The organism is Shewanella gelidii (assembly GCF_014647855.1).
Taxonomy (GTDB): domain Bacteria; phylum Pseudomonadota; class Gammaproteobacteria; order Enterobacterales; family Shewanellaceae; genus Shewanella; species Shewanella gelidii.
Genome location: NZ_BMPZ01000003.1, coordinates 444,772 through 465,542 on the forward strand (window position 1 = coordinate 444,772; position 20,771 = coordinate 465,542).

The window sequence follows — 20,771 nt, forward strand, 5'->3', positions numbered from 1 at the left end:
ACCCAACACGCAATCAACAGCGTTAAAGTTTAAATGAGCGCACCGAAGCACCCTGGCGATACAACCACGACGACTGGCACTAACTATAAGGTTCCTCTATGAACGATATATTGCTTACAATTTTGACTGTCATTTATCTATTTTTTGTTACTTTTTTCATTGCCAAAAAAAATCAGGTTTTAAAGTGGTCATTTAGCCTGTTCTTCGTTTCAATTATCGCACCCACCATCTTTTTATATGACAAAATATGGTGGCTCGCTGGCTTTGGCATGGTCGTCATTTTTGCTTTAATTGAGGATAAAGTCGCACGCCCACCGCTACCAGAGACACCTGAAGAAGCGGCTGAAGATGCCGAAGAAGGCAGCGAAGAAGCTTTAAGCACCGACACCAACGAAGATAATGCAGACACTCAGAGCACAAAGGCAGAGGCAGAGGCAGAGGCAGAGGTCAATGATAACCATGATACCGAAGCTCAAGCCAATGATGAAAAAGCCGAAAAACGCGACTAACTTAAAGTCGACTCAACCCCCCAAAATGCAAAGTTATAAATTGCATTCAGGTGCCATAGAAAGCCTGCTCTATCATTAGAACCTAAAAGGCCTGCGATGAATGCAGGCCTTTCATTTTTTTGTCGTTCAAAAATACCTTGCTAATCTCGGTACGCGCTAAGAGCAACAATCCCTTCGCCACCAATGCTTTGGCAATTTTTCAAAGAGCACTCGAGCCATTAAAACCGCAAGCACGATACCAGACACAATCACGACCGATTGCGGCAACAACTGATGATGCTCGCCAATTTGCGGCATCACTTCAAACCCAAAATTCGCGACTAAATAATTGACAAGCCCACCAGCAAGCAAAGCAACACCCAATACCCCACCTAAATACCCCAGCAAGGCGCGTTTACCTAATTCTTTGGTCACCACCCCTAAAGTTGCGATGTTCGTCGCGGGGCCAGCCATCATAAATACTAATACCGCACCGGGCGAAACCCCGGCCAAAAGCAATCCCGCAGCAATCGGTGTAGATGCCGTTGCACAGATATACATGGGAATAGAAACCAGCACCATCACCAACATCGCAAGCAATCCGTCTCCCCACTTTGCTAGAAAGTCACCAGGGACGTACGTTTGCACCAACGCAGCGAAGAACAGTCCAATCAAAAGCCAAATAGTCGTATCACGCACCAAATCTGTTGCGGCGTATTTTAAGCCTTGACCTAGACGATGCACGATAGTCTCTTGCTTTAGTTCATCGGCAACATCTTTCGTTGAGGTGCAGCAAGATTCAGCATCTGGCGCCTTATTCGCCTCGGTTTTAGTTGCGCAACAAGATTTTGATTGAGCTGGCGCAACCACTTCAACCTTCGAGCTACAACAGCTGCTGTTCGCCTCGTTCGGGGCTTGCTTGGGCTCAAGACTTAAAGCCCTAGAAGCCATTACCGCACTTTGCTCAACTGCCACAGGCCTTATTATGACGGGCGTGAGCGTTGGCGCGGCTGCCATTGTGTTACTTGCAGGTGTGAGCTCTGACTTTTTACTCGCACAGCAAGTTGATTGGGGGGCAGACGGCTCTGCAGGTTGCGCTGGCACAGCCTTTCTGACGTTTTGACTACAGCAACTCATACCTGAATCACTATTTGCTGTGACTTTATCTTGTGGCGTCTTCTTTTGATTGGCTTCAGCTTCGTCACCGTCACTCCCTACAAGCAACCCCGCAACAATTGCACTCACCACCGCAGCAATTGGTCTCACAATCGCCATGAACGGTCCAAGTAATACATAGGAAACGGTCACGGAGTCGACACCGGTCTCGGGGGTGGAGACCATGAACGATGTCGTTGCAGCTTTGGATGCACCAGATCGACGTAGCCCTACGGCTGCGGGGATAACACCACAAGAGCACAACGGCAGTGGTGCCCCAAGAAGTGCTGCTTTCACCGTTGTTTTCACGCCTGAACCGCCCAATTGCTTATGCATCCAGGCCATTGGGACAAACATCTTCAACATTCCGGCAAGCACAAGCCCCAACAGTAACCACGGAGCGGAATCTAAAAACAGTTCTATAAAATTCGATACAAGCATGATTATCTCTCGGCCTTCACAATCGCGTTATGGTGGTTGACACCTTTGATGAGCGGCTTCTCTAGCCCCTGCTCTGTTTCAAGCGCGTCTAAAATTGAACAATGTTCAGCACTTTCTGGACCGCCACAACAAGCATTTGACAAGTTTTGCAAAGACGAACGAAATGCATTGAGCTCGGCTATACGTGCAACTACTTGCTCCAATTTACTATCCACTAGACCCTTGACGTCGGCACAAGCCCAATTGGACTTGTCCAACTCAATAGAAAGAAGTTCTGTGATTTCATTTAGCGTGAACCCAACTGCTTTTGCTCTGAGAATAAACCGTAAACGCGCAGCGTCATTCTCAGTATAAATACGATATCCGGCATCTGTTCTGGATGATGGCGCCAGCAAACCATGCTTCTCATAGAAGCGTAAAGTATCCGTTTTTATCTCACAGAGCTGCGCCAGCTCTCCAATCTTATACATAGCAATTTCTTCAATGAATCATGAGCAGTGAATAGAAGTATAAACCTTGGAGTTAAATCTAGGGTCAAGAGTTGAACCCAAATTAATTTCAATTAGGGCACGTTCTGAAATCAATATTGTGAAATCGAGTATAAAATACCCCCAGATTACCTTTTTTGGGATAGAATACGCGCGCTAGCGTACCAGTACCCCAAAAATAGGGACTTTTGTAAAGCAGATCAAAGGCGGCCTCGCCTGAGACTGTTCTGTTTTCCGAAAGATCCTTGCATAACAACTACTGGACCCTGTACCCAAAATGAATAATGCCAGACCCATTCGTCGCGCGCTGTTAAGCGTTTCAGATAAAACCGGAATACTTGAGTTTGCCCAAGCTTTGCACGCTCAAGGTGTTGAGTTGCTATCCACAGGCGGCACCGCTCGCCTTTTAGCCGACAACGACGTGCCAGTTATTGAAGTATCGGATTACACTGGTCACCCAGAGATCATGGACGGTCGTGTAAAGACCTTGCATCCTAAAGTGCATGGTGGAATTCTTGCGCGTCGTGGCACCGATGAAACCGTTATGGAGCAAAACAGTATTCAAGCCATCGACCTTGTTGTGGTGAATCTGTACCCATTTGCTCAAACCGTCGCGAAAGAAGGCTGCACCCTAGAAGACGCCATCGAGAATATCGACATTGGCGGCCCAACCATGGTGCGCGCAGCTGCGAAAAACCATAAAGATGTAACCATTGTGGTTAATGCCAAGGATTATGATCGCGTGCTCGCTGAAATGGCTAGCAACCAAGGTAGCACTGAATATGCAACCCGATTTGATCTGGCGATTGCAGCCTACGAGCACACTGCTGCATACGATGGCATGATCGCGAACTACTTCGGAACTATGGTTCCAGCTCATAGCCAAGATGAGTGCAATGAAGACTCTCAATTCCCGCGTACATTCAACACACAGTTGGTGAAGAAACAAGACTTACGCTACGGCGAGAATAGTCACCAAACTGCTGCATTTTATGTGGATACAGTGCAAGACGAAGCGTCAATCGCTACCTCAGTGCAATTACAAGGTAAAGCTCTGTCTTATAACAACATCGCTGATACTGACGCTGCACTGGAATGCGTGAAAGAATTCAACGAACCGGCATGTGTCATTGTAAAGCACGCCAACCCTTGTGGTGTTGCCGTGGGTGAGAACCTATTAGAAGCTTATGAACGAGCATTTAAAACCGATCCGACTTCGGCTTTTGGTGGCATCATCGCGTTCAACGCAGAGTTGGATGCAGCCACAGCGCAAGCCATTGTTGACCGACAGTTTGTAGAAGTCATTATTGCACCAGCAGTCAGCCAAGGCGCGCGCGCGGTTGTTGCAGCTAAAACCAATGTTCGTCTACTCGAATGCGGCCAGTGGGATAGCACAAGCACCAGCCTAGACTTCAAACGCGTCAAAGGCGGCATGTTATTACAAGATCGCGATAACGGCATGGTTGGTTTAGAAGACTTTAAAGTTGTCACCAAGCGTCAACCGACCGCTGCAGAACTAAATGACCTATTATTTTGCTGGAAGGTCGCTAAATTCGTAAAATCAAATGCCATTGTTTACGCCAAAAACAAGATGACAATCGGTGTTGGTGCCGGCCAAATGAGTCGAGTTTACAGCGCTAAAATTGCAGGTATCAAAGCCGCTGATGAAGGTCTTGAAGTGCAAGATTCTGTCATGGCCTCTGATGCATTCTTCCCATTCCGTGACGGTATTGATGCTGCGGCAGCTGCGGGAATTAGTTGTATCATTCAGCCAGGTGGCTCTATCCGCGATGAAGAAATCATTCAAGCCGCGGACGAACATGGTATGGCGATGGTCTTTACTGGCATGCGTCATTTCCGCCATTAATATTTTTACTGAAATAATGCGATGCCACCTCCAACATAGGTTCGTGCGCATCGCGGCATAGGATCAAAACATGAATGTACTCGTAATTGGTGGCGGCGGCCGTGAACATGCGCTGGCGTGGAAAGCAGCACAATCACCTCAAGTCACTACAGTTTATGTCGCACCGGGCAATGCAGGCACTTTGCTAGAGCCAAACATTGAAAATGTCGCTATTGATGCATGCGACATTGAAGCACTACTTGCATTCGCTCAAGAAAAACAGGTTGAGCTAACCATTGTTGGCCCAGAAGCGCCATTAGTCATCGGCGTGGTCGATGCATTCCGCGCTGCAGGCCTTGCCATCTTTGGTCCAACAAAAGATGCTGCGCAGTTGGAAGGCTCTAAAGCATTTACGAAAGATTTCTTAGCACGCCATAACATTCCTACGGCGGCCTATCAAAACTTCACCGAGATCGCACCAGCTAAAGCTTACGTGGCTCAAATGGGCTGCCCAATTGTCATTAAGGCGGACGGATTAGCAGCAGGCAAAGGCGTCATTATTGCAGAAACTCAAGCGCAAGCCGACGCTGCAATCGAAGACATGCTTGAAGGTAATAAGTTTGGCGAAGCAGGCTCACGTGTTGTTGTTGAAGAGTTCCTCGTTGGCGAAGAAGCCAGCTTCATTGTCATGGTTGATGGAGAAAATATTCTTCCAATGGCCACCAGCCAAGATCATAAAGCTCGTGACAACGGCGATAATGGCCCAAATACCGGGGGCATGGGAGCTTATTCTCCAGCGCCTGTCGTGACTCAAGCCGTCCATGACTGGACCATGAACCATGTTATCCGGCCTACGGTCGACGGTATGGCTGCAGAAGGCAACGTTTATACCGGATTTTTATATGCCGGCCTTATGATAGCTCCCGATGGCAGCGCCAAGGTACTGGAATATAACTGCCGATTTGGTGACCCAGAAACTCAGCCGATTATGATGCGCCTAAAATCAGATTTAGTCGCGCTTTGCTTAGCTGCTTGCAAAGGTGAACTTGACCAAGTCACAGCAGAGTACGATAGCAGACCTGCTGTTGGTGTCGTATTGGCCGCTGGAGGATATCCAGAAGCTTACCGTAAAGGTGATGTTATCGAGGGTCTATCTTTAGGCACCCAAGACGCAAAAATCTTCCACGCTGGGACGGCGAGTCAAGATGAGCAGGTGGTCACGAATGGCGGACGTGTTTTATGTGCGACCGCGTTGGGCCTTAACGTGACTGAAGCGCAAAAGGCCGCGTACCAACTCGTCGATCAAGTTCACTGGGATGATGTTTACTTCAGAACAGATATTGCTTACCGAGCCATTGCCCGAGAAGCAAAATAGTTTTCTGCCTCTTGAATCTATTTGAAAATGAATTGAATCAAATACCTTGCTTTGGCAAGGTATTTTTTTGCCTCTTTCTTTGTACATCAGTAGCTCAGCAGCTTTACGTTTTAGTGTGTCGTTTCGCGTTCAATGATTGAATAATACCGACAAACTCATTAGGATCATCGCTACTGCTCGCTAACAAGAAACCACTGAATGACCACTGCGCTATATTTTGTCTACGATTCCCATTGCCCTTGGAGTTATGCCGCGACACCACTTGTCAACGCACTCAAACAAGCACACCCAGAAATGACGGTACACCTGCTGCATTGTGCCCACTACATAGGCAAGGATTGTGCAGGAGAAGCACAAGTAGAAACCGTCGCGCAAATCAGCGGATTGAAGTTCGGAAAAGATCACCTTCGTTACGTGAACAGCCCTAAAAGCTCTATTGCTTGTGCGAACTTAATGACTTGGCTACAAAACAAGCAAGGTGACAAACAACTTGATGTACTCAATGCAATCCAAAAAGCACATTTTGTAAATGGAAATCCACTCGATAAAAAGCATGATTTTAATGCCATTATCGAACAATTTAAGTTGTCACCTTCCAATAAGGTATTTCGTAACGAGCTCAGCATCGATGCAGAAACAGCCTTAGAAACGATTGCTGAAATACAGCAATTGATCGGTACGTCTAACTTTCCCGCACTGGTGATGACGCTTAATGATGACGCAATTTTTATCGATCATTCTAAGCATCTTGCCGATCCTCAAAGTGTCGTCTCTGCAGTGAGCAATGAGTTCGCAGCCATTCAAGCGAATAAATAGAACGCGACCTAAAGACCCCTGACTCCAAAACAAAAAACCTGCAAAGCAGGTTTTTTGTTATAGATAACACCCAGTGTATATCTTGCGCTTAGTCTTTTTGCTCTTGCTCAGACTTGCAAGATTGGGCTCTTTTCGAAAAAAAGAAAAACGGCACCAACCAAACCGCGATCAACAGAAAATTTACGTTCTGAGATAAGGAGCGATCGGATATCACATAAGATGTCACCAACATTGCAAGCGCAAAAAACACTGCAATGATGATATTCAATCGTCGGGCTTTTTTACTATCCACGGATTATTCCTCCGTTCATTCTTCTTCATTCAGCATATCAACCTTCACCGAATAGACAAGTTTTGCCGCTCCAGAAGTGGCTCTGTTTAATCCGGACATGCCTGTTTGTTCATGGCAAATCTTTTAAGTCCGCTTCAAATTGCTGATGCAGCGTTGCTACCTGTTGATCTGCACCACCGGTCGCTTTACTTATGACGACAATCGCCACAGACGAGAAAATAATGCCGGGAATAATTTCATACACATCAAACCAACCACCCGAGATCTGTTTCCAAACCACGATGGTTACGCCGCCAACAAGCACACCAGCAAGGGCACCATAACGATTCATTTGACGCCAATACAAACTCAATATCACAGCCGGCCCAAACGCAGCACCAAACCCTGCCCATGCATAGGATACCAAACCTAAAACCGAACTATCAGGGGATAGTGCCAGCATCAATGCAATCACTGATAAGATCAACACCGCTAAACGGCCCACCAGCACCACTTGTTCAGAAGTGGCTTGTGGGTTAAGCCATTGCTTATAAAAATCCTCAGCCAGCGCCGAAGATGATACCAACAACTGAGAATCTGCTGTGCTCATAATTGCGGCTAATATCGCGGCCAATAAGATACCTGCAATCACAGGATGGAACATGGCATTCACCAGCAACATAAAGATCTTCTCACCATCATCAAGTGTCACATTGCTATTTTGGGTGACATAAACCAACCCCACAAAACCAACGAGCATTGCTCCTGCCATCGAAACGGCAGACCAAATCACCGCGATGCGTCGTGCTGCCTGCAAATCTCGATTGGTTCGAGTTGCCTTAAAGCGCGCTAAAATATGTGGTTGACCAAAGTAACCTAAACCCCAGCCGACTAACGATAAAATCGCGATAAGCGATAACGGTTGGCCTTTGGCATCATTCCATAACGTTAATAGCTCTGGGTTAATGCTCGTGAGATCTGCACTCAATTGCGTAACTCCACCATTCATAGCGGCAATAGGCACCAACAACAACGCAGCGGCCATCAACAACCCCTGCACCAAATCAGTCCATGATACCGCGAGAAAACCACCAAATAATGTATACGACATGACGCACACGGTGCCAATAATGACTGCTGCGGTGTAATCTAGCCCAAAGACAGTTTCAAATAACTTACCACCAGCGACCAGCCCTGAGCTGGTATAAAATAGGAAGAACAATAGAATGAAGAACGCTGATATCGTTTGAATTAACTTTGAGGAATCTTGAAATCGACGCGCAAAGAATTCTGGCAATGTTAACGCATCGGTCGTGATGCTATACGTACGTAAGCGTTTGGCACAAATCAACCAATTCGCCCACGTGCCTATCAGCAGAGCACCTGCCAACCAAAACGCTTCAAATCCCGAAGCATAAGCATAACCAGGTAAACCGAGTAATAGCCAACCACTCATATCTGAAGCCCCAGCAGATAACGCTGCAGGCCAAGGCCCCAACGAACGCCCACCAAGAAAATAATCTGATGAATTTGATGTGCGACGATACGCGATGACACCAATGGCTAGCATTAAAATTAGGTAAGCAATAAATGTGGCTGAAATAGCAAAGCTATTTTCCATCTTATAATCCTCTTTAAGTCGTTATTATGTGGATAGGCACATGCCAATTGAAGCAACCCGAGTTGCCCATGTAATGGCCCACCGATTTATGCAAAGAGACCATCAATTGTTATTGATGTAATGCTAATAAACCACATCGAGGACAAATAGAAAAGGCGACACTAGTCTAATCATTCAGCTCAGCAGGGGTGCCGATTACAGAATTTTAGAAAATTAATGTCCGGATTGGATGGCTTTGCGTGCAATTTTATCGATCAGCTGTGGTGCAAACAGTTTTAACCAACGCCCTAATCGGCCGCGAGTTGAGGTAATCAATTGGCGCTCTCGATGAATAATTGCAGGAAGCATTTGCTGCGCACACTGTGCAGCCGTCATAATTTTTGACTCTTGCATGGGAGATTGCCCCAACGGCTTTCCCTCACCGTCCAAGGCTCTCTTGTGTATTTCCGATAAAACAAAATCAGGGCAGAGCATTGTCACCGCGATGTTGTCATCAGCCAATTCAATTCGTAATGAATCAAAAAAGCCCATAACCGCATGCTTAGATGCACTATAGCCACTGCGCGTTGGCACACCAGTAAGGCCTGCAACAGACGCCACAACCACAATTTGCCCTTGGCTTTGCTTTAAGTGTGGTAGCGCCGCATGTGTCAGGTAAGCCGGACCCAAATAGTTCACGCGCATCACATCATCAAGCACATCTAGATTCGACAACTGATCAAACCGAGTCCACATCGTCATGCCAGCATTGTTAATCACAATATCGATGTGTCCGAATTGTGCTAGCGCAGTTGCAACAATACGCTGGCAATCTTGTTGCACACTGATATCGCCAGGCTCAACGACCACTTCAGCCCCCAAAGCTTCAAGTTCTGTAGCCAAAGACTCTAGTCGCGCTAGGTTGCGAGCGGTAATCACCAAACGGCAACCTAACTGAGCCAGTTCAAGTGCCAATGCGCGACCAATCCCTTCAGAGGCACCCGTTAGAATTACAACTTTGTTTTGAATGGAGTTCACAGCAGAAGCCTTCAGGCAAGTGACGAGGTAACTCAAATCTCGCACATTCATTGGCTGAATTCAAATGAACAAATGATTCGTTTTTAGGCGCGTTTCGCGTTGCGTAGCGGTAAATATTCTTCCAGTGGCTTCGGCCGGCCAATGGCATAACCCTGTGCGTAGTTAATACCGATTTCATGGAGTGCTTCAATGATATCTTGGTTTTCCACAAATTCGGCTACAGTCTGAATGCCCATCGAGATAGACACGTCATGAATGGATTTAACAATGGCATAATCTTTTGCATTAGTCGCTAAGCTCTTGATAAAGCAACCATCAATCTTAACATAATCAACAGGCAACTCTCGGAGGTAGCCGTATGATGCGAAGCCGGTTCCAAAATCATCAAGCGCAAAAGCAAAACCAAGGGCGCGTAATTGTTTTAACATCTCCATGGCGCGAGTTTGATTTTGAATGGCACTGGTTTCTGTAATCTCAAAACAGATGCACTCGCTAGGCACTTCAAATCGAGCTTGCTGCTCTTTTATGTACTCAATCATACCAACGGCACCTAAACTATTGCCCGATAGGTTGATCGATAGGCAGTGATCGTGCCAAACCTCTTCATGTAGAGATAGCCATAAAAAGGCTTTACGTATGACATCTTTATCAACTTCTGTCATCAACTTAAACCGCTCGGCCGCGGCAATGAACTGCGCTGGCGGTAAGATATTACCATTGGGCTCAAGAATGCGTAACAGGATTTCAAGGCGCTTGCGTTGGCAATGCGCAGCCAACCCTTTGATCGGCTGGTAGTAGAGAAGTAGTTCGTTATGTTCTATCGCTTGGGCAATCCGCACCGCCCATTTAGGCGCGTTTCGTTGATAATTTAACTCTTTATCATGATCATCATAAAAGTCGATTTGATTATTACCTTTGCGTTTTGCGGCGAGACAAGCAATATCAGCATCTTTGAGCATTTCCATTGCTTTGGGCCGGTTCAGCCCTTCCACAAATGCAACGCCAACACTTAAGCCGACGCTATGATGACAATCATCATTATGCATCACTTGTGACGACACACTATGGATCAGGAGTTTCAATAACAATTCAGCTTCATGCTTAGAGTAGTTTTGTAAAACTAGGCCAAATTCGTCACCACCTAACCGCGCCAGAAGCCCACGTCCAGCAAGGCTTCTTTGCATTGCTCGCGCAACGAGCGCTAACATTTCATCACCGGCTGAATGGCCACAATTATCGTTAATCAGCTTAAACTGCTCTAAATCCATATAACAAATGGCAACTGATTGCGCATTGGCGATAAAGCTTTCTACCTGATATTCAAATGCACTGCGGTTAAGTAAACCTGTCACTCGATCAAAATTGGCGCGTCGTCTTAACTCGCTTTTCAATAGTTCTTCTTGTGTGATATCGCGGATGACAATGACACTACCGATAACCTCACCTTGATAGCCAAAAAGTTTACTAATATTGCGTTCGGCAATTTTGGGAGATTGGGTTCTGAGCTTAACCTTATTGCTTAGTGTTTGGTGATCATCACTCCGAAAAAGCTTGCTAATCATGGGCGTAAATAGTGAGTCACTGCTCACTAACTGATCAATATCTTTACCAAACGCCTGTTTACTATGATGACCAAATAATGATTCCGCTTGCGGGTTTAAATAACAAATATTGGCATTAGTGTTGGTCACGATCACCGCATCATTAATGGCTTCAAGCGTAACTTTCGCGCGCTCTTTATGCAGGGAAATCGTTTTGAGCAGATGATTGAACTGCTCTACTACTTTTGTGAACTCTTTAGAAGCCTTGAGCTTAATCTCATCGACACACTTTGCATCGGGATCAATCGCTTCAAGCTGCTGATTTAATTCCGCAAAGGGTTCAACTACAGCACGTTTTAGCCACAAACAAGCCAATGCGACAATCAATAGCCCCAAAAGAATAGTCGCGGCTGGCAACCAGGCAATCCCTCGTGTCAAACCGGCAGCTATTGCGGGATGATAAGGAACGTGCAGGTAGATTGAAGGCATTTGCGCAAATGCAGGCAAAGCGACACGAATACCAGCATAGTTTTCTACATCAAATTGGGTGGCATTTGTCACCAATGGTTTGGGGACAGGGGAAAGCGTATCGGAACTGACAGGACTCCGTGCACTTGTCGTTATCAATTTGGCCAAATACGAAGGTGTCAAACTCTGTCTGAAAACTAAAGATTCACCACCTGCAATCGGTACCAATTGCATGAGGTAAGCTTGACCACCCAACCACACGAAACCGCTATCATGAGCGAACGTTTGATTTAGGGCTTGTTGGAAAGCCAGAGAGCTCGATTGTGCAGCTTGCGAATGTAATGGGTAAAGGTATTTGGGCTTCATTGGTGAATACCTGAAAACCTCTATCCCTTCAGGAAGACTGGGAAGCCTAGCGTCACCATGGGATTTAGACTGTTCGACAAGAATATCGTAAGTATTGGCATACAAAGCTGCATATTGTTCAAAGCTAGACAGGTTTTGACCAATGACAGCCTGAACTTGCGTGGAAAAATTTTGCTTGGATAGCTGAGAGGTTGCTTCAAGTTGAGCAGAAAACCAGCCATTCACCCACCACGCAATCAACGCGAGTATAGGGAAAACTATACCAATAATAGATAAAATGACTTTTTTACAAATATGCATGAACAGCCGCTAAATGACCCAACGCAAAAAAAGCAACGCCGCGACACCGATCATTTCTTGACCTTAAACTCATCCTCCCTAATTCGTCTCGCCTACAATCTCACTACTACTGCAAAGCTAACTATCTAATTTCAAAAGAGTAAGTTTAAAACCCACATTTTTGTATAGATGAACAACCCGCAATCCCAGTATTCATGCCCGTTTGGCATTACTTTAAACAAAGCTAAAGTGAGCGTTAGATTGCCCATATCTGATGGGTGAGACTTTGATGTAGCGCATTGATTGTGAAGAAACCTAATAGCATTAGCAAAAATTGCGATCCATGCGGTACAAAATCAAGATGTTAAACTTTTGTGATAAATCGGCGATATCAGGGTGATAATCAACTGCCATTATCAGTGCATACACTATCAAGGAGACATGGCATGAAACTTAAAACCTTAGCAAGCGCACTGATCGTCAGCGGAATTATGAGCCAAACAGTGGCTGCAGCAGAACTTGAAATATCCGTTCAAAACCTCACTCATGGTAATCAATTTACTCCCATTCTTATTGCAGCCCATGATGGTGATAGCCATCTATTCCAAGCAGGAGAAATGGCAACGCCAGCCCTACAAAAAATGGCTGAAGGTGGCGATATCGCAGATCTTGCAGCGGCAGTCACCGGTGCTGGAGGTGTCACATCTGAGAACCCTGCTGGAGGTTTATTATTTCCCGGCGCCCACGTTGATAGCATTATGTTAGATACGCTAACCATGACCCACTTATCGGTCACTGCAATGTTACTTCCCACAAACGATGCCTTTGTCGGGTTAGATGCATGGGAGATTCCAACAGAAGCAGGCACATATACCCTAAACCTCAATGCTTATGACGCAGGCACTGAGGCCAATGATGAAATCATCAATGGCGGTGGTGCTGCCGGTACCCCGGGAATCCCTGCTGCACCGGGCATGGATGGCGGCGCGAACGGAACTGGAGTCATGGACGGTTCGAGCAATGACAAAGTACATATTCACCCTGGTGTATTGGGTGACACCGACCCCAATGGCGGAGCAAGTGACTTAGATAGCCGCATTCATCGCTGGTTAAACCCAGTTGCACGCATCACTGTTGTTGTGAAGTAAGGAGGACATCCATGGCTTATTCAACATTTAAATACGGCGCGACAGCGTTTGCCGTAGTTGCCAGCTTGACGCTCGTGGGCTGTTCCGATGACGATGACCAAACGCCAGCACCTGAGCCAGAGAGTTTTGATTACGTGGTTACCGTCACCAACTTAACGGCAAATCAGCCCTTTTCACCTGTTGCTGTGGTCGCTCACCAAGCAGATACACCGCTTTGGACCGCAGGCATGCCTGCAAGTGTCGCACTAGAAACCCTCGCAGAGTCAGGAGATGGCTCAGGGCTCGCGACTGAAACAGGCGTTGCAGCACTCGTCAGTGGTAGTGGTATTATCGCACCTGGCATGAGCGAAACCATTAACCTGAGTCTCACTGCAGCGCAAGTAAGCAACCTCAGTGTGGTCACAATGCTAGTCAACACCAATGATGCTTTTACTGGGCTTGGTAACTATGACATCTCAGCCCTCGCGGCTGGCTCAATGGTTAAAATGCGCACCATCACCTATGATGCTGGCACAGAAAACAACTCTGAAGCCAAGGGAACCATTCCCGGACCTGCTGATGGTGGTGAAGGATTCAACGCGGCGCGAGATGATGTCAACCGCGTTCATAGTCACCCCGGTGTCATTAGTGCAGATGATGGTCTCAGTGATTCTGTACTTGGCGCCTCTCATCGCTTTGATAACCCAACCATGAGCGTCACGATCGCACGCAGCGAGTAACTGTAAACTGTTAGATGTCGTCGATTCGGGCGTTGAAATCCGTCAAATCTGACGTCAGATGAAGCCGTCATTTGAACGTCCCGAATGAATCCTCTGCAATAAAAATACTTCTAGGCAGGTCTTGTGAAAACAGGGCTGCCGAGAGGATTTTTAAAATGAAAGGATTACATGCATCGAACCCAGACAAAACAATTCAACAAATTTTGTTGGTTGAAGATGAGCAAGATCTAGCCAAGTTGGTCATGCTCAACTTAAATGCCTTGAACTACAAGGTGTTTCATTGCGCTACATTAGAGCAGGCCAATAAGATGGTTGCAGATGAATCGATTGATCTCATTTTAATGGACAGAATGCTCCCTGATGGAGATGGCATTATGTTATGCCAGCAACTCAGAGAAAGCGGCCGTGAAACCCCGATGATGTTGCTTACGGCAAAGGATAGCGAAGCAGATATTGTGCTCGGCCTTGAATCCGGTGCAGACGATTACCTCGTAAAACCTTTTAGCGTTTTAGAATTAAGAGCACGGGTAAAAGCTCTGCTGCGCCGAGGGGCTAAACAGCACACTGAGCAGCAGCGTTTAGAGTTCAACGGGATCACCATCAACTGTGATACGCGAGAAGTTGTTGCCTTCAATAACGCCCTTGAATTAACGGCAAGAGAATTCGATTTGTTATTGTATTTGGCGCAGCACCCTCAACAAGTATTCAGCCGAATGCAACTACTCGAAGCCGTATGGGGCTATAGCCATTCGGGATATGAGCATACGGTGAATAGCCATATCAACCGTCTGCGGGGCAAGCTTTCACGAGCACCGGGCAATCCTGATCTCGTCAAAACGGTATGGGGCGTCGGCTACAAATTCGCGCCACCGAGCAATCTAGCAACCCAGTAATCCCTACGACTCTTACTCATTGATTTTAGGCTGCTCTATGAAAAGTTTATTTAGTCGGCTTTGGCTGTCTGCAACATTTGCCGTCATTCTGTTATTTGCGTCAATATGGCAATGGCTACAGTTTAGCCATGAGTTCACCAGCCAGCAGGTTCAGCAATCACTGCATAAAGAGCTGGCCGCTCACATGGCACATATCAACCCGCTCCTATCCAAAGGGGTAACCTCCGATGCAGCGTTAAAAGAAGCATTTCATGATTTCATGCTACTTGGGCCAAGCTTCGAGATATATACATTAGATACCTCGGGCAAAGTCGTTGCATATGACGCGAAGAAAGAAAAAATTAAATCTTCGCAAGTCGATATACAATACATTGAACAATTTATTGCAGGCCAAGAATTACCCTTGCTCGGCACCGATCCCAGAAGTGAAACCAAGCAAAAGATTTTTTCCGCAACTCGCTTATTAGACCAGTCAGGCCAGCATACAGGATATCTTTACGTCATCATTGGCGGCGAAATATTTGATAGTTGGCAAACCCTCATCAGTCAGCATCAAGCCCCGAAACAGTGGAGTGCGGCAATTGCTTTTGGCATTTTGGCCGCTTTGATTATTTTTACCCTTCTCCTCAAGTATTTCACTGCGCCACTCGCACGTCTTGAATACGACCTTGGACAAGTTGCAAGTCAAAGCCTCAGTGAGGGCGTTGCTTTGCCAGGGGATTATCGAGGTAGCCGTGAGATCAACCAGCTCAGCCAGCACATCGATAAATTACTCGCAGAGCTGAGCCTGCAACATCAAACAATCGCAGGGCAACAGCAGGCCAAACATGAATTCCTTCTCCATTTATCCCATGACTTAAAAACGCCTCTCACATCTTTGCAGGGCTATATTGAAACATGGCTAGTCACACCACCAAATGAACGCCAAGCTGAGTGGATAGAAATTGCTGCCAACTCTGGAAAAACGCTGCAACAATTGCTTGCGCAACTACTGGAATTAGCAGCTTTAGAAAATGGCCAGGTTCACGCTTCAGTCCAGCAAGTGTCACTCCGCTTATTGCTCGAAGAACTGCAACAAAGCTTTGCGCCACGCGCAGAAACGCAAGGGATTCAGCTGGACTTTCAGTTGCCCCATGACCGCGCAATTCAAACCGATCCACACCTACTCAAGCGAGTGATTAGTAATCTCGTCGATAATGCCATTCGCTATACACCTAGCGGTGGCAAAATATCGATTCGACACCACTCAAAAAATGGGCAGGAATGGCTCGATGTCGTGGATACCGGCTCAGGTATGCATCAACACGAACTTAGCGCCCTACAACAAATGTCTGGCAAGCCGATTCGATACGAGGATAATGCGGCATTGCCACAGCTCGGCGTTGGGCTGGCGATAGTGCGGCAACTATTAGGACTTCTGCAGTACCCCATCGAAATTGAAAGCCAACCCGGGAAAGGCAGTCAGTTCCGAATTCAACTGGTTTGATTTGAAAATGTGGGAAAAACTCGCCCGGTGGGACCAATCTGCACCCATAAAAAAGGCCCTAAACGGGCCTTTTTTATTACATATCACAAGGGTTACTTGTGATATTGCTTAGAGAGCTCATGAACTGAGTTAATAAATGCACCTGCATGTTCAGGATTCACATGTTGGTGAATACCATGGCCAAGGTTAAATACATGGCCCGTACCCTCACCGTATGACGCAAGGATTTGCTCAACTTCTTGATGAATACGCTCTGGAGATGCATACAATACTGATGGGTCCATATTGCCTTGTAGTGCCACTCGCTCACCAACACGGCGGCGTGCATCACCAATATCAACAGTCCAATCTAAACCTAGTGCATCACAGCCAGTATCTGCCATCGCTTCTAACCATAAGCCTCCACCTTTAGTGAATAGGGTCACTGGTACTTGGCGGCCATCAGCATGACGAGTCAAACCATCAACAATTTTTTGCATGTAGCGCAAAGAGAATTCACGATAAGCATGGTGTGACAGTGCGCCCCCCCAAGAGTCGAAGATCATCAAGGCTTGTGCACCGTTTGCAACTTGTGCATTCAAATAGAGAATGACTGAATCCGCAAGTTTATCGAGCAATAGGTGTAAAGTGGCTGGCTCTTCATAAGCCATCTTTTTAATTTTCTCGAATGTCTTACTTGATCCACCCTCAACCATATAGGTTGCAAGCGTCCAAGGCGAACCCGAAAAACCAATTAATGGAACTTCACCTTTCAGCTCGCGACGGATCGTGCTCACTGCACGCATCACGTAACCAAGTTCATCTTCAGGGTCAGGGATTGATAGCTTTTTAATTGCATCAATTGTATCTGTTGGGCGCTCAAAACGCGGGCCTTCACCCGTTTCAAAATATAACCCAAGACCCATGGCGTCAGGAACAGTCAAAATGTCAGAAAACAAAATCGCAGCATCTAAGTCGTAACGACGTAGTGGTTGCAAAGTGACTTCACAAGCCAAATCCTGATTCTTACACAATGACATGAAGTCACCAGCTTCTGCACGAGTCGCTTTGTACTCAGGCAAATAGCGTCCAGCTTGACGCATCATCCAGATTGGCGTTCTATCAACAGGCTGCTTTAGTAAGGCACGTAAATAACGATCATTTTTTAGTTCTGCCATTTGGCTTAATTCCTACACTTAGTTAGATCAGCATTGGCGCTAGTTTAGCATCGACCTTGTTAAAGTAACCTTAAGGAAACAAGGTTTTTGTGACCAAAACTGGTTCGAGATCAAATTAGTGCCGCTTACCCGAGAGGAACTTGTTCACAAAGCCAAAAGCCACACAGCGCAAATAACCATTATCATGAACTGGCTAACAGAACGGGGATGACTTGGCGACTTGCTCCCACTGGTGAACAAAAAAGTTGCACCTAAAATAGCCGTTTGATATAAAAAGTACGCGCTAGCAAGAACTATGAAGAAGCTCGTTTCAATCGAGCCCTTGAAAAATCGCACTCGCCCAGCTGTAGACTCTACGGCTGGGCTTTTTATTGTCCGTTATTTAATTCTCAATTTTCTTTCATGAAAACAGCGGCTTTGTCTTCAAACTTTGTTTTCAAAATTGCAACAAAACGGTTGATCACCTACCCACTCTCCCCTACATTAGAAGTTAATAGCGGTCTAGTAGGTGGACACAATTATGTTAAGAAAACTTGAAAAGGCTCAACAAAAATGGGGCGGAGCAAACTCCCTCGTCGATCAGTGGTTAGAACATCGTCGCAAGCTTCTCGTGAACTACTGCCAAGTTGCAGGGTTACCGCCATACAATGCGGAAGAGAAAACCTTACCAACAATTGAGAATATTCGTGCTTTTTGTGGGCTACTTGTCGACTATGTTTCGGAAGGACATTTTGAGGTATACGACCAGCTCGTCACGGCATGTGAAAAGCATGGTCAATCCAGTAAAGCACTTGCCCAGCAGTTAGTACCGCGGATTAGCGATACCACAGATAGTGCCCTAGATTTTAATGATAAATACTCCGAAGCTGAAAGTGATAAGGTTTTGATCCAACTCGATCAAGATCTCTCTTCTCTCGGCCATGCAATGGAAACGCGCTTTGCTCTAGAAGATGAGCTGCTGGAAGTTCTACATACGAAACACTCGTAAGCCTCTACATCGTCACCACTGCGACATTGCCTACATGGCGCAGTGGTGATGTTTTTGAACATCACTGATCAATGAACTTTCACCTCTTACCATCCGGGTAACATCGAGCTAAATCGAATTTTAGAAATTAACGCCCGCAACACTGGAAAATTGGAGAATAGCGGCTGTTTTCCCTTGTAGTTACGCTTGTTAACTGCTGGACTACACCCAATCTAGACCCTCTGGCTCTATGCGTTCAACCCGATTGAAGCCCTTAGTTTTTTGGAACGACATATTGTGTTTAAAGTTAACCATGGAATCTGATGGATCTATTGCATCCAGATTCAGGCTTTCCATAGTGCTGCGTGATGCTGCCACAGATAAAATAGGGGCTTCCTCTAAATGGCCGGTCTTAGAGTTAAGCAATTCATCTACAGCCGTGACAAGTACGAGATTGTCAGGAATAGCTGAAAATAGCTCGTTGGCTATACGTAACACACAGCTACAGACATAATCTTGATATATTTCGTTAAATCTACCCTTTGGCATATTCTTAACGGACAACTTCCCACTTTTTAGTAAGCTTTTCGTTTCACTAGGTACGATTTCAATTCCGTGGACGTTTATTGTTGCCTCTAAAATACCATTGTCATAAACAGATATTGACAAGCTTGATCCAAGGTTTGAAATTTCTGAAAATGGCTGAAGGATTTCAATTGCTTCTATTTTGGCTTCTGCTTTGCCATCTAAAAGAGCTTTAGCTATTGCGACACTTTCTTTCCATTCTTTTGTTTCGTTCTTCCACTTGGAGGCTCTTGATTTGTAGTAAGCCTCATCGGCACTAATAGCCTCATCGATTTTTTGTGAAAGGTTCGCTCTTTTCTTTTCCTCTCGCTTAATTAGACGATCTATAAATCCAGGCTTATAAGCATCTAATATTTTACGCGCCTCAGCTTCATTATGATTGCTCTTTTGAGGTTCGGCAGGTTGCTTAGATACTGCAATTTTTTTCCATTCTATTGTGGGATTGCATTCTTTGTGGGTTGATTGAATGACTTCGATATGATTTTCAAAGACTTCTACTTCGTATGCAGCCTGCTCTAACTCTTGCATTTTTTCATATTGCTTTTGCTGCCGTTCAAGCTCTCCTTGCCTTCTTTTGGCATCTCGCTCAGCAGCACGAACTGCTGCACCAAATGAACGGGCTGTTCCTTTCCATCCCATTTTAAATATCCTTCTTATTACTTTCAGCCAACAGCGTATGAAGCGGAAATAACCTGTGTTTGAACACGGAATTCTCCCACCTATTATGTGTTTAATTTCAGTGAAAATATCGTATCTTTTTTATTTCTTACAATGGTTAACATCTTGCGCTTCATCGAATCAAGCTGGCAAATCGAAGACCATGGCTTCAATTCAACCTATTGCCTGCCGCAGGCTTCTGTACAAGCGCTTCTGTGAAACGCCGTGAACCCATCCTTGGGGGCTTTACCAAAACATCCCTGTTTTGGAAATCCACAGCCGCGCTTGTACGGGATAATTGTCTCTTCGATTTCGCCAAATTTGGAAGTTCCATATGCGCCTTCGGGTTAAGCTGACTCCCCATCGAAGTTGCCGCAGGGCGTTGAAGACAATAGCGTAAGCTCAGCATGGATGCTGAGCTAATTTTCGGGGTATATGGATATACCATCGGAAATGTTAGCTAATTTCGAATAAGCACTAGGAAAAGCAACTTCGCAATGGGTCGTTGAGGGTTTGCAAAGGGGTACAAACGCTTTACCCCTTTGCTCAGGTGTGGGCGAAGCGCCACGACTTTCTCGGCCGCAAGGCCGCATTCCAATCAATTTGGCAACTTGAAAGTCATGGCTTCAATCCAACCTATTGCCTGCCGCAGGCTTTTGCACAAACGCTTCTGTGGAACGCCGTGAACCCATCCTTGGGGGCTTTACCAAAACATCCATGTTTTGGAAATCCACAGCCGCGCTTGTACGGGTTAATTATCTCTTCGATTTAGCCTTAATTGGAAAGTTCAGATGCACCATCGGGTTACGATAACTCCCCTTCGAAGTTGCCGAAGCCCGTTGGAATCAATCAGGTGATGCTGACATGGATGTCAGCATAGATTTCGGGGTACAGGATGTACCATCGAAATCGTTACTGATTTATCCAAAAGGGGGGAGGAAATACAACTTCGTTAAGGGGCGGCAGGGTGATCCAAGAGGGGATTGC

General features: G+C 46.0%; 16 protein-coding genes. 9 read left to right on the forward strand and 7 right to left on the reverse strand.

The window, feature by feature from the left end; genetic code table 11:
* Window positions 1–98: 98 nt before the first annotated feature.
* Window positions 99–509 (forward strand): hypothetical protein, encoded by a 411-nt coding sequence (locus tag IEY18_RS08940; protein ID WP_188919906.1) that lies wholly within the window; start codon window positions 99–101, stop codon window positions 507–509.
* Between the two features lie 156 nt (window positions 510–665).
* Here IEY18_RS08940 and IEY18_RS08945 read toward each other — a convergent pair whose 3' ends face one another.
* On the reverse strand, window positions 666–2,084 hold the full coding sequence (locus tag IEY18_RS08945; RefSeq protein WP_188919908.1) for a permease: 1,419 nt from the start codon (window positions 2,082–2,084) through the stop codon (window positions 666–668).
* 2 nt (window positions 2,085–2,086) lie between these two features.
* Complete coding sequence (gene zntR / locus IEY18_RS08950; RefSeq protein WP_188919910.1) at window positions 2,087–2,554, reverse strand: Zn(2+)-responsive transcriptional regulator; 468 nt, start codon at window positions 2,552–2,554, stop codon at window positions 2,087–2,089.
* 295 nt (window positions 2,555–2,849) lie between these two features.
* Here zntR and purH point away from each other — a divergent pair, with 295 nt between their 5' ends.
* The 3 genes from purH (at window position 2,850) to IEY18_RS08965 (ending at window position 6,609) form a co-directional block, all read left to right on the forward strand.
* Window positions 2,850–4,439 carry a bifunctional phosphoribosylaminoimidazolecarboxamide formyltransferase/IMP cyclohydrolase gene (gene purH / locus IEY18_RS08955; RefSeq protein ID WP_188919912.1) on the forward strand — a complete coding sequence of 530 codons (1,590 nt, stop codon included), beginning with the start codon at window positions 2,850–2,852 and terminating at the stop codon, window positions 4,437–4,439.
* A gap of 70 nt (window positions 4,440–4,509) precedes the next feature.
* Window positions 4,510–5,793: a phosphoribosylamine--glycine ligase gene (gene purD / locus IEY18_RS08960; protein WP_188919914.1), complete on the forward strand. Its 1,284-nt coding sequence runs from the start codon at window positions 4,510–4,512 to the stop codon at window positions 5,791–5,793.
* A 198-nt stretch (window positions 5,794–5,991) separates the two neighbouring features.
* A complete protein-coding gene (locus IEY18_RS08965; protein WP_188919916.1) occupies window positions 5,992–6,609 on the forward strand; it encodes a protein-disulfide isomerase in 618 nt (205 codons plus the stop codon).
* Window positions 6,610–7,010: 401 nt separating this feature from the next.
* On the opposite strand, the gene putP is transcribed toward IEY18_RS08965, so the two are convergent.
* The 3 genes from putP to IEY18_RS08980 all read right to left on the reverse strand — a co-directional run bounded on the left by putP (window position 7,011) and on the right by IEY18_RS08980 (window position 12,193).
* A complete protein-coding gene (gene putP, locus IEY18_RS08970; RefSeq protein ID WP_188919918.1) occupies window positions 7,011–8,501 on the reverse strand; it encodes a sodium/proline symporter PutP in 1,491 nt (496 codons plus the stop codon).
* Between the two features lie 213 nt (window positions 8,502–8,714).
* Window positions 8,715–9,518 (reverse strand): SDR family oxidoreductase, encoded by an 804-nt coding sequence (locus IEY18_RS08975; protein ID WP_188919920.1) that lies wholly within the window; start codon window positions 9,516–9,518, stop codon window positions 8,715–8,717.
* Between the two features lie 83 nt (window positions 9,519–9,601).
* A complete protein-coding gene (locus IEY18_RS08980; RefSeq protein WP_188919921.1) occupies window positions 9,602–12,193 on the reverse strand; it encodes a putative bifunctional diguanylate cyclase/phosphodiesterase in 2,592 nt (863 codons plus the stop codon).
* Window positions 12,194–12,618: 425 nt separating this feature from the next.
* Between IEY18_RS08980 and IEY18_RS08985 the strand changes: the two genes are divergently transcribed.
* The 4 genes from IEY18_RS08985 to IEY18_RS09000 all read left to right on the forward strand — a co-directional run bounded on the left by IEY18_RS08985 (window position 12,619) and on the right by IEY18_RS09000 (window position 16,418).
* A complete protein-coding gene (locus IEY18_RS08985; RefSeq protein WP_188919923.1) occupies window positions 12,619–13,320 on the forward strand; it encodes a spondin domain-containing protein in 702 nt (233 codons plus the stop codon).
* Window positions 13,321–13,331: 11 nt separating this feature from the next.
* A complete protein-coding gene (locus IEY18_RS08990) occupies window positions 13,332–14,039 on the forward strand; it encodes a spondin domain-containing protein (protein WP_188919925.1) in 708 nt (235 codons plus the stop codon).
* 155 nt (window positions 14,040–14,194) lie between these two features.
* A complete protein-coding gene (locus tag IEY18_RS08995; protein ID WP_188919926.1) occupies window positions 14,195–14,932 on the forward strand; it encodes a response regulator transcription factor in 738 nt (245 codons plus the stop codon).
* 37 nt (window positions 14,933–14,969) lie between these two features.
* Window positions 14,970–16,418: a sensor histidine kinase gene (locus tag IEY18_RS09000; protein WP_188919928.1), complete on the forward strand. Its 1,449-nt coding sequence runs from the start codon at window positions 14,970–14,972 to the stop codon at window positions 16,416–16,418.
* A gap of 92 nt (window positions 16,419–16,510) precedes the next feature.
* Here IEY18_RS09000 and hemE read toward each other — a convergent pair whose 3' ends face one another.
* Window positions 16,511–17,575 (reverse strand): uroporphyrinogen decarboxylase, encoded by a 1,065-nt coding sequence (hemE, locus tag IEY18_RS09005; RefSeq protein ID WP_188919930.1) that lies wholly within the window; start codon window positions 17,573–17,575, stop codon window positions 16,511–16,513.
* Window positions 17,576–18,095: 520 nt separating this feature from the next.
* Between hemE and rsd the strand changes: the two genes are divergently transcribed.
* The gene (rsd, locus tag IEY18_RS09010; RefSeq protein ID WP_188919932.1) at window positions 18,096–18,563 is read left to right on the forward strand and encodes a sigma D regulator; all 468 of its coding nucleotides are present in this window, start codon (window positions 18,096–18,098) and stop codon (window positions 18,561–18,563) included.
* 201 nt (window positions 18,564–18,764) lie between these two features.
* Here rsd and IEY18_RS09015 read toward each other — a convergent pair whose 3' ends face one another.
* Window positions 18,765–19,766: a hypothetical protein gene (locus tag IEY18_RS09015; RefSeq protein ID WP_188919934.1), complete on the reverse strand. Its 1,002-nt coding sequence runs from the start codon at window positions 19,764–19,766 to the stop codon at window positions 18,765–18,767.
* Between the last annotated feature and the right edge of the window lie 1,005 nt (window positions 19,767–20,771).

Coding starts and splice junctions, on each gene's coding strand:
- IEY18_RS08965 (WP_188919916.1), top strand. CDS start 5,992: ATGACCACTGCGCTATATTTTGTCTACGATTCCCATTGCCCTTGGAGT.
- hemE (WP_188919930.1), bottom strand. CDS start 17,575: ATGGCAGAACTAAAAAATGATCGTTATTTACGTGCCTTACTAAAGCAG.
- IEY18_RS08995 (WP_188919926.1), top strand. CDS start 14,195: ATGAAAGGATTACATGCATCGAACCCAGACAAAACAATTCAACAAATT.
- IEY18_RS08985 (WP_188919923.1), top strand. CDS start 12,619: ATGAAACTTAAAACCTTAGCAAGCGCACTGATCGTCAGCGGAATTATG.
- IEY18_RS09000 (WP_188919928.1), top strand. CDS start 14,970: ATGAAAAGTTTATTTAGTCGGCTTTGGCTGTCTGCAACATTTGCCGTC.
- purH (WP_188919912.1), top strand. CDS start 2,850: ATGAATAATGCCAGACCCATTCGTCGCGCGCTGTTAAGCGTTTCAGAT.
- IEY18_RS09015 (WP_188919934.1), bottom strand. CDS start 19,766: ATGGGATGGAAAGGAACAGCCCGTTCATTTGGTGCAGCAGTTCGTGCT.
- IEY18_RS08940 (WP_188919906.1), top strand. CDS start 99: ATGAACGATATATTGCTTACAATTTTGACTGTCATTTATCTATTTTTT.
- zntR (WP_188919910.1), bottom strand. CDS start 2,554: ATGTATAAGATTGGAGAGCTGGCGCAGCTCTGTGAGATAAAAACGGAT.
- purD (WP_188919914.1), top strand. CDS start 4,510: ATGAATGTACTCGTAATTGGTGGCGGCGGCCGTGAACATGCGCTGGCG.
- rsd (WP_188919932.1), top strand. CDS start 18,096: ATGTTAAGAAAACTTGAAAAGGCTCAACAAAAATGGGGCGGAGCAAAC.
- IEY18_RS08980 (WP_188919921.1), bottom strand. CDS start 12,193: ATGCATATTTGTAAAAAAGTCATTTTATCTATTATTGGTATAGTTTTC.
- IEY18_RS08990 (WP_188919925.1), top strand. CDS start 13,332: ATGGCTTATTCAACATTTAAATACGGCGCGACAGCGTTTGCCGTAGTT.
- putP (WP_188919918.1), bottom strand. CDS start 8,501: ATGGAAAATAGCTTTGCTATTTCAGCCACATTTATTGCTTACCTAATT.
- IEY18_RS08945 (WP_188919908.1), bottom strand. CDS start 2,084: ATGCTTGTATCGAATTTTATAGAACTGTTTTTAGATTCCGCTCCGTGG.